This is a genomic window from Veillonella sp. T14073-2, assembly GCF_002959875.1.
GTDB classification, from domain to species: Bacteria; Bacillota; Negativicutes; order Veillonellales; family Veillonellaceae; genus Veillonella; species Veillonella infantium.
Map to the genome: position 1 here is coordinate 195612 of NZ_PPDC01000001.1, position 17192 is coordinate 212803.

Consider the following 17192-nt stretch of genomic DNA (forward strand, 5'->3'; position numbering starts at 1 on the left):
ATGGAAAAACCTTATTACCGCCTATTTATATAACAACTTTCACAACATAACCTATAAATAAGCATCACACGTAACTAACCTTGATTTTTAGGATCCACTACATCGCGCAAGGAATCAGACCAAAGGTTAAAGATAGCAACTACGATAAGGATGGACATACCAGGGAAGGCCATCAGCCATGGACTGGTTTGTAAATATTGACGACCTTCGTTAAGCATAAGGCCCCATTCTGGTGTTGGTGGTTGAGCACCAAATCCAAGGAAGGAAAGACCAGCAACCTCAATCATAATAGCCCCAATATCTAGTGCACCTGTTGTAACAACAAGAGGCATAATATTAGGAATGATATGACGTCTAATAATAGTTGATGTAGATGCCCCCATCATGACAGCAGCCGTTACATACTCTTCGCCACGAACTTTCAATGTCATAGATCGTACCAAACGAGCATATTTTGCCCAACCTACTACAGATAATGCCAAAATCGTATTCATAATACTACCACCCAAAATACCTGCAATGGCAATGGCTAATACTACACCCGGGAAGGATAGCATAATGTCCGCAAAACGCATGAGGACCATTTCGATTTTCCCGCCGAAATAACCGGCTATGGCACCGATAATAGTACCAATGCTTACCATAATCACTACGATGGATACACCCATGAACAAGGATAATTGAGTACCATAAATGATACGAGACAATACGTCACGACCCAGTTTGTCGGTGCCAAACCAATGCTGAGCACTAGGGGCTTGTAATGCTTTAGACATATCCGATGTGAAAGCATCTCCCGGCGCAAGCCATGGTGCAAAGATAGCAATGAATACGATGACAAGCATCAATGCAGTGTAGAAAGAGAACAATTTATGTTTCTGAATAAATTCTTTCATTATGCTCTCTCCCTTTTCAATCTAGGGTCCAACAGAACATAGGATGCATCAACTAGAGCATTGACACACATATATGCTAAGGCAACCCATAACACAAAACCTTCGATCAATGGATAGTCGCGCATGGTAATGGCATATACCGCCATATTCCCAAGGCCAGGCCAGGAGAATACCATTTCAACAACTGCAACACCGCCTAATAGCCAACCGATGAGAACACCTAATATAGTGATGAGTGGTAATACTGCATTAGGCAAAATATGACCGAATAAAATTTTCATCTCACTCACACCACGAGCACGTGCGCCGATGACATAATCCTTTTGCATTTCTTCAAGAATAACAAGACGAACTTGGCGCATGTACTTGGACCCAACTACAACAGCTAATGTAACGGCTGGTAGAATTACACCGATTGGAGTTACACGAGAGGACGCAATAGGAACGAGCCCTAATTTAAGACCAAAGATATAAATCAATACAAGGCCTAACCAGAATGATGGCATAGACACGCCTACAAAGGAAGCAGTGCGCAACAGATAGTCGATCCATTTGTTTCGATTTAAGGCGCTTATAATCCCTGCCGGCAATGCATAGAGCAATGTAAATACTAATGCTGTACCCGCTAACATAACTGTTCCTGGCAAAGCCTCTAACATACGATCTACAACAGGCTTTTTAGCAGAGTAACTCATGCCCAAATCACCGTGTGCAGCATTTACAACCCAATTAGCATATTGTACTAAGAACGGTTTATCTAAGCCGAGTTGCGCACGCGTCTCATCAATAAGCTCTTGAGATACAATTGTATCTGCCGTTTCTAGTAACATCGTTACTGGATCGCCTGGTGCTAAATAAGTGAGACAAAATGTTAAAAAAGTAATGCCAAACAGTGTAACAATGAATTGACCTAGCTGTTTAGCAAAGCGTTTACCCATAGGCGCCTCCTATACTCTCTAAACACTAACAACAAATCAAATAAAAACTAATGTTACTATCCGCGCAACGCAGTAGTAAGAGCCGAAATCAAGGAAAAATATAGCTCTCTGCGGACCAAAAAAAGGTTAGTCCACCTGACTAACCTAAATTAAGTACGGTATATGCATACCATACATTTAGAGCAGGCTTTCTGACTCATGATTCATCGCAACATTTCGACCTTCCCAGTTTCCCAGTGACCCTATAATGAAACCTTGCTCCTCATTACAGCTATTTGCATAGTATGGGATTTACACCCATTTTCCTCTTTTACGCTCGGTATACACCGACACTCATTAGTTCATTCATTTTTATCGATTATAAATATACTATATTAATATTCTGTTTGCAATACATATACCCCTTATGGGTATTCGTACATCGTAGATTTTCAATGTAATTTTTATACTAATAAAAATTATCGATTACTGATCAAATCCCTATTCATGTATAAACCTATACAAATCACTTTATATATATGTTTTTTCCCGTATTAACTGTATGCAACTGTATATATATTAATTATTATTATAATGGTAATTTTCTCATAATTTTTTTTTATACATACCGAAAAAACTTTTAATCACTTTAGCAACTGTCAATTATTTATAATAAATAAGGCCACAATTAATAAGTTTTATTGATATTAGTATAGTTAACATAAGTATATTATCTATACCTCTTTAATTTCCAAAAACCTAATATATGCTTAACTAAAATTAATATATTCTTACTGTAGCCACCTCACTCTTACGTACAACATCAAAAAGAGGCTGTTACTAGGTAACAGCCTCTTATAAGACGAGAGTTATTTAATTAATCGATACTTTGTTGTAAGCGGTGCGCTTTGCGTGTAGCCCACGCTTTACGCAAAACATAGATCACAAGACCAATGCTTACTGCCACTGCACTACCGAGCATAGCATCAACACCACATGCGTAAATAGCATACAAACAGTAGATAACGCCAACACCAAATACGTAGTTAGAGCGTTTAATGCGGCTTTCAGCTACGCCAGCCATACGCATCATTGTAGGTACTGCTAAGATGCACAATACATATGGTACTACGTTAGTTACAACCGCCAAATTTACCAATACTTCAAATTGCTCACGCAAGGAATCACTTGCAGTGAACAATGTAAGTAATGTTTCAACAGCAAGTAGAATGAATACGCCACGAACAGGAGCATCCTTACTATTTACACGAGCGAACACTTTAGGGAAGTAACCATGTTCCGCTGCGCTTTTAAATACGCGAGACAATGTGAATTGCCAGCAAAGTAAAGCGCCAAAGCAAGAAATAACCATTGCAGCCATCACGATGTTTGCAATTGTATCATTGAACATGTATACGAATGTCAAACCAAATGGTGCATTAGAATTTAACAAGTCGATGTTAGGCACGATACCGGCCATAACATTTGTGGACAAGATGTAAACCACTGCCACGGCTAATGTACCCGCCACAGTTGCGATAGGTACGTTTTTCTTTGGATTCTCAACAGCATCAGCATTAGCCGCTGCGGACTCAAATCCTAGGAATCCCCATAAAGTAAGGGAAATAGATTGTTTTATTGCATCAAAAAACGGAAGATCATTTGGGTTCCACGCTGCCCAATAGATAGACGGATCAAACCAATACCAGCCGATTGTACCAATTAATAAAACCGGCACAATAGAGCCCCAAATAGTCATGTTGCTGAGTCGACCTGTGAAGCGATTACCACGGAAGTTCAAAATCGCTGCAAACCACAAAAGCACAATTGTTACTTGGCTTGTTTGTGTTGCATTGAGGTCAACACCAAAGAAAGCTGCGCCATAACCTACGGCAGATACCGCGATGGCGATATTAGCAATGATGAGAGATATGCTGTAAGCATAGCTCGCCATAAAATGTCCAGTTTTACCGAAGCGGTGTTCTGCATAACCGCCCATGCCCCCCTTAATCTGGGAGAACATACCCGCTTGAGCAAAAATATACGCTAACAGAAGCGCACCCACAGCTGTTACGAGCCAAGATAAAACTGAAATAGTACCAACTTGAGCCAAATTAGTTGGTAACATAATGATCCCAGCTCCTAGCATATTGGCTGCTACCATTGTGGTTAGCTGGAATACAGACATTTTTTTAGCGGTGGTTTTCATGTATCAATCCCCTTTCAAAAGGTGAATTTTTTCTCGTCCATAATTCACTTAAATATAATATACCGCTAAGTAAATTCAGTTCGTGCTGTGATGGGCTTGAATGTGAATTTACCGTTGTTATTCTTATTACGAATTAAATAATAACACCTATGAACTCAAAATGAAAGTACTTTATTGGCGGACAAGCATTATTACACGAATTGAATAAATTATAGTTAATTTATCATCTAAAACGAACAGAACTCATTTTAACAATGACAGAGTATATTTTTACCCCATTTTATTCTGTTTATATATGTGATTTTTACTATCTATCATGGTTATAGTGTCGTAGTACAAGACTATTGTTTTCGCGCAGTCCACTGTATGCGTACACAAATTTACACTATTTCAATAGTAATTTATCAATTAGAATAGCGCTCTTTTTAGGTGTTATCTATCATATAAATAAAAAATCGATATACACATAAGCTTAAAGGTTAATATAAAGCGCTTTAATATAAGACTTATATGTATATCGATCTTAAAATTTTAATATCACAAGTAACTGTTACGCTGAATGTTACTCTTGTACAGGATGTGGCCCTAAATCAAAACATTAGGCTTACTAAATCAGTTATGCTTGCACAGATTCAACAATTGCTTTCCACTGAGCAATTTGTTTTTCTTCTCCGGCGATAACAGCTTTACCATTGTTCCGTTGTCTTTCCACACATTCTGGAGCAGTACCAGAATAGTTATTACGGCCAGCTATGCAAGCTTCGATGGAAATAGCATCAAGGATATCTGCATCAAAATGGTCGGATATAGCTTTGAAATCCTCAACGGATAAATCAAGCAATACGCAACCTTTTTCGATGCAATGATGAACAGCATTCCCTACGATTTCATGCGCTTCACGGAATGGAACACCTTTTTTTGCAAGGTAATCGGCCATATCTGTAGCATTGGAGAAGTCATCATCGAGGACAGCTTTCATATGAGCCCCATTAACCTTCATGCCGCGAATCATAGCCGCATTAATGGACAATGCAAAGTGCACTGTATCGATAGCATCAAAAATGCCCTCTTTATCCTCTTGCATATCTTTATTATATGTAAGTGGCAAACCTTTTAATGTAGTTAATAAACCTAACAAGTGGCCATAGGTACGACCTGTTTTACCACGAACAAGTTCACATACGTCAGGATTTTTCTTTTGTGGCATAATGCTAGAGCCTGTACAATGAGCATCATCAAGTTCTATAAAGTTGAACTCGTTTGTAGACCACAAAATCAATTCTTCACTGAGACGGCTCAAGTGCATCATCACGAGAGACGCAAAGGACAGGAATTCAACCACGTAGTCACGGTCGGATACGGCATCCATACTATTTTCGTAAATACGGGAGAACCCTAATAGCTTTTGTGTATAGGTTTGATCAATACCGTACGTAGAACCGGCTAAGGCCCCTGCACCAAGAGGCATGATATCTGCATGCTTAAAGACCATCAACAAACGATCAAAATCACGTTCTAACATGGAGAAGTACGCCATCATATGATGACCAAATAATACGGGTTGTGCCCGTTGTAAATGCGTATAACCCGGCATGATAACGTCGCTGTATTTTTCAGCTGTTTCGATGAGGGCTTTTTGCATATCTACGATAAGCTCGCCCATTTCTACTACGGCTTTACGTACGTACATGTGCAAATCTACTGCACATTGGTCATTACGGCTACGGCCTGTATGTAAACGGCCACCTGCTTCACCAATATCATCTGTTAGGCGCTTTTCAATATTCATATGAATATCTTCAAGAGCCACGGAGAATGGGAACTCACCTTTGTCGATTTGGCCTTTAATCTTTGTTAAGCCCTCAACAATAGCATCTCGATCTGCGTCGGAGATAATATTTTGTTTTGCCAGCATTGTAGCATGTGCTTTACTGCCTGCAATATCTTCGGCGTACATCCGCGCATCAAAAGCGATAGAGGATGTAAAATCCTCTACCGCTTTATCAGTGCCTTTTGTGAAACGCCCGCCCCACAATTTAGCCATTATTTACCTGCCTTTTCTTTCATTAATGCATTAATTTTAAGAGGTAAACCGAACAAGTTGATGAAGCCAGCCGCATCAGCTTGGTTGTATACATCATCTTCTTCGAATGTTACGAAATCTTCGCTGTACAAGGAGTATGGAGATGTAGCACCAGCAGAAATGATGTTGCCTTTATACAATTTAAGTTTTACATCACCAGTTACAGTTTTTTGAGTTTCATCAACGAATGCTTGCAAAGCATACATCAATGGTGCGAACCACATGCCATCGTATACGAGTTCAGCGTATTTGTTAGCAATGAGTTCTTTATAGTGGTATGTAGCTCTGTCGAGGCAAAGGTATTCAAGTTCTCTGTGAGCATACATGATGATGGAACCACCTGGGTTTTCGTAAACGCCACGGGATTTCATACCTACCAATCTATTTTCAACGATATCTACAACACCTACACCATAATGTGCGCCAATTTCGTTGAGTTTTTCTAACAATTGTAATGGAGTACCTTCTTGGCCATCTACCGCTACAGGTACGCCGTCTTTGAAGGATACCGTTACATAACCAGCTTCATCTGGAGCTTGCTCAGGTGTATGTGTTACCAAGTACACATCATCTTTAGGAGCATTTGCTGGATTTTCAAGATCGCCACCTTCATGGGACAAATGCCATACGTTTTGGTCCATGGAGTACGGATGTTTTTTAGTAGCTACTACTGGAATGTCATGCTTAGCCGCATATTCCATGCAGTCAGTTCTAGATTTCAAGTCCCACTCTCTCCAAGGAGCGATAATTTTCATATTTGGAGCCAACGCTTTGATGGCAAGTTCGAAACGAACTTGGTCATTACCTTTACCAGTCGCACCGTGAGCGATAGCATCAGCACCTTCTTTTTCAGCAATATCTACGAGAATTTTACCGATTAAAGGTCTAGCGAAGGATGTACCTAATAAATATTTACCTTCATAAACTGCACCAGCTTTTACTGTTGGCCATACATAATCTTTTACGAACTCTTCTTTAGCATCAACGATGTACGCTTTAGAAGCACCAGATTTGATTGCTTTTTTCTCAACTGCATCATAATCCTCAGGTTGCCCCAAGTCTACGCACACTGCGATAACTTCAGCACCATAATTTTCTTTTAACCAAGGAATGATAACAGATGTGTCCAAACCGCCAGAATATGCGAGTACTACTTTATTTGCTTTACCCATGATAACACCTCATAAAAAACTTACTATGTATTTAAACTCATATAATCAATATTATATCAGATAATTGTGAAAGCACCGTGGCATCTAGCGCACCGGTCATTCTCTCTATCTGACAAAAAATAGTATACACCTGCATAATTATAAATGCAAGTATTATTTTTATTCAATTTAGTAATATATTTCGTAACGTAACCATCTTTACAAAAAATCCCTGTTAGCCAATAGTAATCAGCCAACAGAGACTTTAGTATTGTTATTAAATTATTCATCCACAAGTTCCAAGTCCTGTTGGTATGCATAGTCCGCTTCCGCTTGTGTAATCATACCTTGGTCTACCATTTGTTCGAGCACCAGTTTTTGTCTAGCCTTAGCTCCTTTATAGTTCGTATAAGGATCTAAATAGGATGGTGCATTAGGTAGTGCTGCAAGGAGTGCACTTTGCCCTAGTGTCAATCGGCTTGGACTTGTTCCAAAGTAGCCATGAGCAGCTTCGTAAATACCGTAGTAATTATGACCATAATATACAGTATTTAAATACATGGTGAGGATTTCTTCTTTCGAGTAGTAATGTTCCATTTCACTAGCAAGGATTGCTTCCTCCACCTTACGACTCATGATGCGTTTTGATGAAAGGAAGAGATTTTTTACTACTTGTTGTGTAATAGTACTACCACCCTCTACCGTTTCACCGGCTATAGTATTGGTATAAAAGGCGCGAATAATACCGAGCACATCAATAGCTCCATGTTTATAGTACCGCTTATCCTCAATAGCGATAAGTGCATTCTTTGTATATTCTGGAATGACATCCCCCTTCACCCAATGTTCTTTAGAAACACGTTGATTAAGGGCCGCCTCTACCTTTTCTTTAAATGTAAATATTCGTATGATACGATCCGTACGGCTGAGGGTATCTTCACTTTGTTCTATGCGTTTTTCAACAGTTGTGTGAGCCTTACTTTCACGATCTGTACCTTGAAAGCTATGGTATCCGTCATATATAAATATGGCCAATATGATGACCACCACGAACACCACTAGATTTCGAAGGTAGCGAAACATTTTCATTGCTTTCACCTATTTCATAAAGGACCATAGTATACATACAGTTATTAACTAACAGTATCTACAACGCCTTATATACATATACTACTATAATGTGTATTAAATGTATTGTATCACATCAATCAAGAAGAAGATATGGATAGACCTTGCTATATAGCGGCTATAAAAAGAATTATAATAATATTAAAGAGAAAGTCTTAATATTTACAACCAAACGTATATCTACATATGTAGATTTTATGCATATTAAGTATACTTATTAAGTTGTATTATAAACTTTACATAGAGTATAATAGTAAAGATGATAAAAACATGCCCATTGGAGGAGTATTATGAAACAATGTATGGATTCAGAAAATCTACATCGTCGATTGCGTAAAATCCTTGGTCAAGTGCAAGCTATTGATCGAATGATTGAAGAAGACATTCCATGCGAAGATGTGTTGAGCCAAATTAATGCAGCTAAATCTGCACTACATAAAGTAGGTCAAGTAGTCCTTGAAGGACATATCAACCACTGCGTACGAGATGGCATCGAACACGGTGACGTAGAAAAAACCATTAGCGACTTTACAAAGGCTGTAGAACGTTTTGCTAATATGGGAAAATAAAGAAGAGGCTAAGAGGCCTCTTCTTTTTTTACCAAAACAAGGATCTACTATATCTCGAAGATCCCACAAAAAAGCAAATAAAAATCAAATCTGATTAAAGCATCCATCATATATGGCTCAAGAAAAAAGGACTCTACATTTCGTAGAGTCCTTTATATTACCACAAAGTATTAGTCGTGGTTAGTTGTTAAGAATTCGCTCAATGCAGCGAGTGCGTCATCTTCGTCAGCACCGTCAGCTGTCAATGTAACAGATGTGCCTTTTGTAGCACCCAAAGTCAATACTGTTAAGATGGATTTAGCATCAGCTGTTTTGCCATTAGCAGCGATTGTCACTTTGGAAGCATATTTAGCAGCCAATTGTGTGAAAGCTGTAGCAGGACGAGCGTGCAAACCAGATTCGTTTGTAATTTCTACTGTTAATTCTTTCATGGTAAACCTCTTTCTATATAGATAGGCCATGCCTATCCCTTATGTTCTAATAGATATATTGTATCAAGTTCAAGCGTTTCAATTCAAGTATATTAAAAGTTATTTACTATGTACTGATTCGCTTAACGTTTATCTTTAATCTATACAGAATTATAGTAAGCCTTTTTCGGCTAGTACAGATTTAGCATATTCTGTGATTTCTTCGGCTGTATCCATAGCCAGCGCTTTATTAGCCACCTCTTCACATTCTGCTTTAGAAACGGAACGCAAGATTTTCTTAATAAGTGGTATAGAGGATGCTGTCATGGAGAATTCATCAAGGCCAAGCCCTAATAAAATCATTGTAGCTACAGGGTCACTAGCTAGTTCACCGCACATGCCTGTAAATTTACCTTGTTCATGGCTCGCATCGATAACATGTTTGATAAGACGTAGTACACCAGGATGCAATGGTTGGTATAAAGAACCAATAGACTCGTTCATACGGTCTACCGCCAATGTATATTGGCACAAATCATTTGTACCGATACTGAAGAAGTCTACGTGTTTAGCTAAAATTGGAGAAATAACAGCCGCTGCAGGCACTTCGATCATAATACCAACCTTAATATCCTTATTGAATTCTTTGCCTTCAGCTGTAAGTTCTGCCTTACATTCTTCGAGCATAGCATTCGCTTGTTTCACTTCTTCTACGGAAGCAATCATAGGGTACATGATGTGAATATCACCAAAGGAACTAGCACGCAATAACGCACGTAATTGTACTTTGAAGATATCTGGGCGATTCAAGGAAATACGAATCGCACGATAACCGAGGAATGGATTCATTTCACTTGGCAAATCAAGGCATTTCAATTCTTTATCGCCACCGATATCCATGGTACGGATGATAACAGGTTGTCCTTGCATATCTTCTGCAACCTTTTTATATTCTTCAAACTGTACATCTTCTGTTGGTAATTCATCGTTTTCCATATACAAGAATTCTGTACGATATAAGCCGATACCTTGTGCACCCATTGTAAGGGCGTGTTTAGCATCTTTCGACTTACCGATGTTACCAAATAGTTCTACATAATGACCATCAGTTGTTGTAGCTTCAAGATTAGCAGATTCACGCAACCGTTTTAATTCCTCTTGGTATGCGACCGCTTGATTAGTGTATTCATCCCAATCCGCATCAGATGGATTTGTTTCAACAACACCATCTGTACCAAGTACAACCGCTTTCTCGCCATCAACAAAGCCTTCAATATCACCAACGCCCATAACGGCAGGGATTTCCAAAGTACGCGCCATGATAGCCGCGTGAGAAGTAGGACCACCAGCCGCTGTCACGATGCCTTTTACCACATTTTTATCAAGAGAAGCTGTATCAGATGGCGCCAAATCATGAGCCACCAAAATAACCTCCCCAGAAATATGGGATAAACCACGAGGGTTCATACCTAACATATTGCGCATCAAACGATCACCAATATCTTTGATATCTGCACCGCGTTCGCGCATATATGGATCGTCCATACCGAGAAAGATGTTAGCAAAGGTTTCAATGGTTTGAGCTGTAGCCGCTACCACATTAGTATGGCTAGACTCAACGAGGGATTTAATACCATCAGACAAGGATGGGTCTTGAGCAATTTGCATATGCGCTTCGAAAATAGCCGCCTCTTCAGGGCCCATGTCTTTCAACGCCTTTTGACGAATTGTATCTAATTGCTTTAAGGTAGCTGCCATAGCAGAAGCGAACTTACCAATTTCCGCTTCTACCTTGTCCTCAGCCACGGTGTAATCAGGAATGACAATTTCCTCTTGAATATATCTATATACATTGCCTACTGCAACGCCACGAGATCCAGAAATCCCTTGAATTCGCATATGTGTTCCTCTTTCTATTACGATAAACTACATTACTCTCTATTTTATCATTTCTCCGTTAAACAATAAAGTAATTAGACAATATCTATCCGTCTTAAACGCCATCCCATATGGGTTATTTATGACGCATCAATCAATTTAGCTAGGCACTAAAAGTAGGTTACGTTTTCCTCTATTTCGCCATAATTTTATAAGATTTTTTCTCATAACCAAGTGCCATTTATGTTATAATATAGAATATATAATTATATACATCTGAGACTTTCACGGGCTTCATGGTGAAAGTCTTACTTATTGATAGGAGACTTTATGAAATTAACTAAAATGCATGGTCTCGGCAATGATTTTATCCTCTTTGCTGACCCAAAAGGGACTGAAAAAGATTACACAGATCTCGCTATTCACCTTTGCGATCGCCGCACAGGTATTGGCGCTGACGGTCTTGCCATTCTAGTTCCTTCAAAAACCTGTGATGTGCGCATGCGCATCATCAACTCCGATGGTAGTGAAGCGGAAATGTGCGGTAATGCAATCCGTTGCTTTGCCAAATACGCTTACGAACACGGAGAAATTACTAAAGAAACTTTTACCATCGAAACCTTGGCCGGTGTAATGAAACCTACCTTGACCATCGAAAACGGCATCGTAACACAAGTTACAGTAGATATGGGCAAACCATTCTTTAAATCCCAAGACATTCCTATGAATGTAGATATGGATAAGGTTATCGACGTAGACCTCGATGTAAACGGCGAAACAGTAACGGTAAGCTCCGTATTACTCGGCGTGCCTCATACAGAGGTGTATATCAATGACATTACAAAGGCGCCTGTAACGACACAAGGTCCTATCATTGAAAAACACGATGCATTCCCATCCAATACGAATGTTAACTACATCGAGGTAGTAAATGATAAGCACATCAAGGTTCGCACATGGGAACGCGGTGCTGGCGCTACACTAGCATGCGGTACAGGCTCTTGTGCTTCTGCTGTTATGTCCTTTGAAAAAGGCTTAACTGGTCGCGAAGTAGATGTAGAGCTCTATTTAGGAACATTACATATTTCATACTTGGAGGATGGCACGGTGCTCATGACTGGCCCGGCTGAGGAAGTATTCGAAACAGAACTTCCTATCGATTAAGATGAAGTGGTTACAACTCATATTAAATGCGTTTCTAAAGTATCAACAAGGCCGTTCTCTAATGCCGAAAAATACAGAGTCGCTCATAGGTTTACTCATATCTATCCTCGTCATTATCATCGCCGTAGCTAACGGTATTGCTATTGGTTACGCCTTAATAGTGGTATGGTGCATCATGGCCTATGTATTCTATCGCAAAGGATACCAACCAAAAGAACTGCTAAACCTATCATGGACAGGTGCTAAAACCTCCATTGTGGTAATGCAAATATTCTTGCTTATCGGTTGGCTTATTGCCATGTGGCAAGCAGCGGGCATCATCCCTATGATTATCGCCACCGGCATCGACTTGATTGATCCGTCCCTCTTTATTGCTTGTGCCTTCTTATTAACAGCCATTGTTAGCATGATATTAGGTACAGCTCTCGGTACTGTAGGCACCATAGGTATTGTACTCATCACGATGGCAAGAGCCGGTAATATTCCAGAGAATATCGTAGCTGGTGCCATTATAGCCGGTGCATACTTTGGTGATCGCAACGGCCCATTATCATCTAGCGCATCACTGGTAGCAGCCTTAACACATACTAAGGTTTCTAGTAATATACCACTTATGTTTAAAGCGGGACTACCTGCACTTGTTATTTCTACAGTGCTCTACCTAATACTGTCCCAGTGGTTCCCTCTAAACTATGAAAATAGTTTGTTATCCGATACAATCCATTTTATCTTCAATATTGATTGGACATTGTGGATTCCAGTAATTATCGTCATCGGTTTATTGCCTTTGAAAGTATCTATCCGTTGGCCTATCGGCGTCAGCGCATTAGCGGCGGCAATTCTAGCTTATACAAATCAAGGGGCTACCCTTTCCGATTTAGGCTGGTATACCTTAACGGGCTTTGAACTACCACATTATAATCCTCTAGCAGATATTATTCACGGCGGTGGATTGCAAACTATGTTCATCCCTACATTATCCATCTTTATGGCCACTGCCATTTCTGGTATGCTCGAAGGCGTTGGCTTCTGGAATGATGTTAGACAACTATTAGAGCGAGCTAAAACGCGGAGCGATGTATTTGCTGCCAATGTAGGTCTCGCACTCTTAACCGGCGCTGTTGGCTGTAGCCAAGCTATTGCGGTTGTAATGACACATTCTATTATGCGTATTACCTACGCTCAACGGGGTATTCAAGATGAAGATGTGATGCTCGACTTTGAAAATAGTGGCATCGTCATTGCTCCACTATTACCATGGAACATCGCTGCTTACGTACCTATTGTTATGATGGGTACTAGCATAGCAGGCTATGTGCCATTCGCCTTCTTCCTATACCTCGTACCACTCCTTTACTGGTTACGACTACGGAATCAAGATCAACCAATTATACGCTAATTACAAGATTAGCCAATCATACGCTAATTACAAGATTAGCCAATCATACGCTAATTACAGGATTAGCCAATCAGAGGCTAATTACAAAATTTGCCAATCGCAGGCTAATTAATTTATCTTATCAAGGGGAATTTGTATGATTTACACCATTACCTTTAACCCAGCCCTCGATTATATCGTACGCCTTGACCACCTCAAGACGGGCACTATCAATCGTACAACCCAAGAATACGTTCTTGGTGGCGGCAAGGGTATCAATGTATCTATCGTGCTCAACAACTTAGGCATGGATACAACGGCACTCGGTTTCATCGCCGGCTTTACTGGTGAAGAAATCGTTACGCAGCTCAATAGCTTCGGCGTAAAAGAAGATTTCATTCGCCTCCGCGAAGGATTAACCCGTATCAATGTTAAGGTGAAAGCCTCTGATGAAGAAACAGAGATCAACGGCCGTGGCCCAATCATTGGGTCCGACGAATTAGAAGCCCTCTACAAACAGCTCGACGCATTGACTGAACAAGATACACTAATCCTTGCAGGCAGTATTCCTTCTAGCTTACCTAGCAATATGTACGAGCTCATTATGGAGCGCTTGCAACATAAAAACATTCGCATCGTTGTAGATGCTACAAAGGATTTACTTACACGCGTATTGCCATATAAACCGTTCATGATTAAACCTAACAATCATGAACTTAGCGAAATCTTTGGCCGCCCCCTTTCTACAAAGGAGGACCTCATAGAAGCGGCTAAAGCATTGCAAGAGAAAGGCGCACAGCATGTGCTTATCTCTATGGCTGGTGATGGAGCTATCTTGGTCGCAGCTGATGGCACTGTATATACGAGCCCTGCCCCTAAGGGGACACTTGTAAACTCTGTAGGCGCTGGCGACTCCATGGTAGCAGGCTTTATTACAGGCTTTGAAAAGACAGGCGATCTACAAGAGGCACTGTACTGGGGTATCTCCAGTGGTTCTGCCTCCGCTTACTCTGAAAACCTCGCTACACTGCCGGAAGTAGAAGCATTACTTTCACAAGTACGAGTTAACTAGTTTTACATTTTATTTGCATCAAGGAGTACACATATGCAAATCACTGATTTATTAAAACCTCAATCCGTCCTGCTAAATGCAGACCCTGTTACAAAGGCTGACGCTATTTATACCTTAGGGGAGTTAATGGAAAAAGGCGGCAACCTCATCGATAAAGGTGAGTACTTAGCAGCTGTTTTCGCTCGTGAAGAATCTGGTTCTACTGGCCTTGGCGACGGCATCGCCACACCACATGCTAAATCCGCAGGTGTAAAAGAAGCAGGTCTTGCAGCTATGGTTGTGCCTCACGGCGTAGACTTCGAAGCGCTCGACGGTCAACCGTCTCGTTTATTCTTCATGATTGCTGCTCCAGAAGGCGCAGCGGACACTCATGTAGAGGTATTGAGCCAATTAGCTATGATGGTTATCGACCCTGACTTCAAAGAAGCCCTCATCGCTGCACCAACTGTAGAGCGTTTCTTGGAACTCGTAACAGCTAAAGAGCAAGGTAACTTTGATCCATCCGTTGAAGGTTTCATCAAAACGGCAGAACCGCAAGCAGAGGAAGCTGAAGCAACTGACGCTAGCACAGCAGCTGTAGCAGCTGGAACTGCTGCAGCAGTCGAAAAAGTCACTATAGACAATCCACATTACGATGTATTGGCTGTAACTGGTTGCCCTACTGGTATTGCTCATACCTACATGGCTGCAGAATCTTTAGAACGAAAAGCCAAAGAAATGGGCATTTCCTTAAAGGTTGAGAAAAATGGTGCTTCTGGTGTTAAAGATGCGCTTACAGCAGAAGAAATCGCTCATGCTAAATGCATCATCGTCGCTTCTGACCGCCAAGTAGAAATGGCGCGTTTTAATGGCAAACCTATGATTCAAACTAAGGTTGCGAACGGTATCAATAAAGCAGAGGAACTATTAACAGAAGCAATGGCCGGCACAGCAGCTGTATACCAAGCATCTGCAGCAGACCGTGAAGCTGCTGAAATCACTGCTAGTGCATCTGACAGCGTAGGTCGTCAAATCTACAAACACTTGATGAACGGCGTATCTCACATGTTGCCATTCGTCATTGGTGGCGGTATCTTGATTGCTCTCGCCTTCTTGTTCGACACATTAGATCCTGCGAATCCTAAGAACTTCGGTTCCGGCAATCCTCTTTCTGGTTTCTTAATGCAAATCGGTGGCGCATCCTTTGGCTTCATGTTGCCAGTATTAGCTGGTTACATCGCTATGAGTATTGCTGACCGCCCAGGTCTTGTAGCTGGTTTCGTTGGTGGCTTATTGGCCAACCAAGGCGGCTCTGGCTTCCTTGGCGCATTAATTGCCGGCTTTGCAGCAGGTTATTTAGTATTATTAGTTAAGAAATTAGTATCTGGTTTGCCTCAAGCTTTAGAAGGTACAAAACCAGTCCTCTTCTACCCTGTACTAGGCGTATTGTTCATAGGTTTAGCTATAACCTTCGTAATCAACCCTCCTGTATCTGCACTTAACCACTGGTTAATGGACTCCTTACAATCCATGGGCACGACTAGCCGCGTATTGTTAGGTCTCATCTTTGGGGCTATGATGTCCGTTGATATGGGCGGTCCTGTAAACAAAGCGGCTTACGTTATCGGTACTGGCGCACTTGCTACTGGTGAATATGGTATCATGGCTGCTGTCATGGCAGGTGGTATGGTTCCTCCGTTGGCAATTGCGCTTTGTACTACATTCTTCCCTAGCCGCTTCACAGAGGCTGAACGCAAATCTGGTATCACTAACTACATCATGGGCCTTTCCTTCATCACAGAAGGTGCCATTCCATTTGCAGCGGCTGATCCAGTTCGCGTATTGCCAGCTTGCATCATCGGTGCTGGTACAGCTGGTGCGTTGTCCATGTTCTTCGAATGTACACTACGCGCTCCACATGGCGGTATCTTCGTAGTACCTACAATCGGTAACCCACTTCTATACCTTGCATCCATCGCAATTGGTTCCGTTGTGGCTTGCTTCATCTTGGCACTATTAAAACCAAGCCTTAAAAAATAATTGTGAAAGCTAGTATTATACTAGTACATATAGCAAAAATGTACATAGGCTAAATAAGTACATATAGCAAAAGGACTAGAACTTTAGAGTTCTAGTCCTTTTCTTATGCAAAACACCCTATGCCATACATGATATAGGATATTTTTGTTACAACTTATAGATTTTTAGACGTAACGAATTGCAACATCATACATTATCAAATTACATCATCATAAAATAGGCCAAATACTTTTTTATACACTCGATTAGCAACATGATAACTTTCAAAATCAAAGTCTGTAGGCGTTAAGAAAGTAACATGCTCATACCCTTTATCAT

The 17192-nt window shown here is 40.7% G+C and carries 13 protein-coding genes and 1 riboswitch; of the genes, 5 read left to right on the forward strand and 8 right to left on the reverse strand.

Features of this window, described 5'->3' with window-relative positions; genetic code table 11:
- Positions 1-74 precede the first annotated feature (74 nt).
- The 6 genes from nikC to VCHSUH04_RS01085 form a co-directional block, all read right to left on the reverse strand.
- A complete protein-coding gene (gene nikC / locus VCHSUH04_RS01060; protein WP_105084965.1) occupies positions 75-896 on the reverse strand; it encodes a nickel transporter permease in 822 nt (273 codons plus the stop codon).
- On the reverse strand, positions 896-1834 hold the full coding sequence (nikB, locus tag VCHSUH04_RS01065) for a nickel ABC transporter permease (protein WP_105084966.1): 939 nt from the start codon (positions 1832-1834) through the stop codon (positions 896-898). Before nikB ends, nikC begins: the two co-directional genes overlap by 1 nt.
- Positions 1835-1997: 163 nt before the next feature.
- Positions 1998-2186, reverse strand: a riboswitch (cobalamin riboswitch).
- A 504-nt stretch (positions 2187-2690) separates the two neighbouring features.
- Positions 2691-4022 carry a putrescine-ornithine antiporter gene (gene potE / locus VCHSUH04_RS01070; RefSeq protein ID WP_105084967.1) on the reverse strand — a complete coding sequence of 444 codons (1332 nt, stop codon included), beginning with the start codon at positions 4020-4022 and terminating at the stop codon, positions 2691-2693.
- Between the two features lie 616 nt (positions 4023-4638).
- The gene (argH, locus tag VCHSUH04_RS01075; protein WP_105084968.1) at positions 4639-6066 is read right to left on the reverse strand and encodes an argininosuccinate lyase; all 1428 of its coding nucleotides are present in this window, start codon (positions 6064-6066) and stop codon (positions 4639-4641) included.
- Positions 6066-7277, reverse strand: a complete 1212-nt coding sequence (locus tag VCHSUH04_RS01080; RefSeq protein ID WP_105084969.1) for an argininosuccinate synthase — start codon at positions 7275-7277, stop codon at positions 6066-6068. Before VCHSUH04_RS01080 ends, argH begins: the two co-directional genes overlap by 1 nt.
- 261 nt (positions 7278-7538) lie before the next feature.
- Positions 7539-8345 (reverse strand): transglycosylase domain-containing protein, encoded by an 807-nt coding sequence (locus tag VCHSUH04_RS01085; RefSeq protein WP_105084970.1) that lies wholly within the window; start codon positions 8343-8345, stop codon positions 7539-7541.
- 329 nt (positions 8346-8674) lie between these two features.
- On the opposite strand from VCHSUH04_RS01085, the gene VCHSUH04_RS01090 reads away from it, so the two are divergent.
- Positions 8675-8953 carry a metal-sensing transcriptional repressor gene (locus VCHSUH04_RS01090; protein ID WP_004695033.1) on the forward strand — a complete coding sequence of 93 codons (279 nt, stop codon included), beginning with the start codon at positions 8675-8677 and terminating at the stop codon, positions 8951-8953.
- A gap of 170 nt (positions 8954-9123) precedes the next feature.
- Here the strand turns inward: VCHSUH04_RS01090 and VCHSUH04_RS01095 are convergent, their stop codons facing one another.
- Together VCHSUH04_RS01095 and ptsP are read right to left on the reverse strand one after the other, a co-directional pair.
- Positions 9124-9384 (reverse strand): HPr family phosphocarrier protein, encoded by a 261-nt coding sequence (locus VCHSUH04_RS01095; RefSeq protein WP_009352491.1) that lies wholly within the window; start codon positions 9382-9384, stop codon positions 9124-9126.
- 150 nt (positions 9385-9534) lie between these two features.
- Complete coding sequence (ptsP, locus tag VCHSUH04_RS01100) at positions 9535-11262, reverse strand: phosphoenolpyruvate--protein phosphotransferase (RefSeq protein WP_105084971.1); 1728 nt, start codon at positions 11260-11262, stop codon at positions 9535-9537.
- A 309-nt stretch (positions 11263-11571) separates the two neighbouring features.
- Between ptsP and dapF the strand changes: the two genes are divergently transcribed.
- The 4 genes from dapF to VCHSUH04_RS01120 all read left to right on the forward strand — a co-directional run bounded on the left by dapF (position 11572) and on the right by VCHSUH04_RS01120 (position 16874).
- Entirely contained in the window at positions 11572-12405 is an 834-nt protein-coding gene (gene dapF, locus VCHSUH04_RS01105; protein ID WP_105084972.1) for a diaminopimelate epimerase, read from the forward strand.
- 1 nt (position 12406) lies between these two features.
- Complete coding sequence (locus VCHSUH04_RS01110; protein ID WP_105084973.1) at positions 12407-13804, forward strand: Na+/H+ antiporter NhaC family protein; 1398 nt, start codon at positions 12407-12409, stop codon at positions 13802-13804.
- Between the two features lie 136 nt (positions 13805-13940).
- Positions 13941-14855, forward strand: coding sequence for a 1-phosphofructokinase (gene pfkB, locus VCHSUH04_RS01115; RefSeq protein ID WP_105084974.1), 915 nt, complete (start codon positions 13941-13943; stop codon positions 14853-14855).
- Positions 14856-14888: 33 nt separating this feature from the next.
- On the forward strand, positions 14889-16874 hold the full coding sequence (locus VCHSUH04_RS01120) for a fructose-specific PTS transporter subunit EIIC (RefSeq protein ID WP_105084975.1): 1986 nt from the start codon (positions 14889-14891) through the stop codon (positions 16872-16874).
- Positions 16875-17192 lie beyond the last annotated feature (318 nt).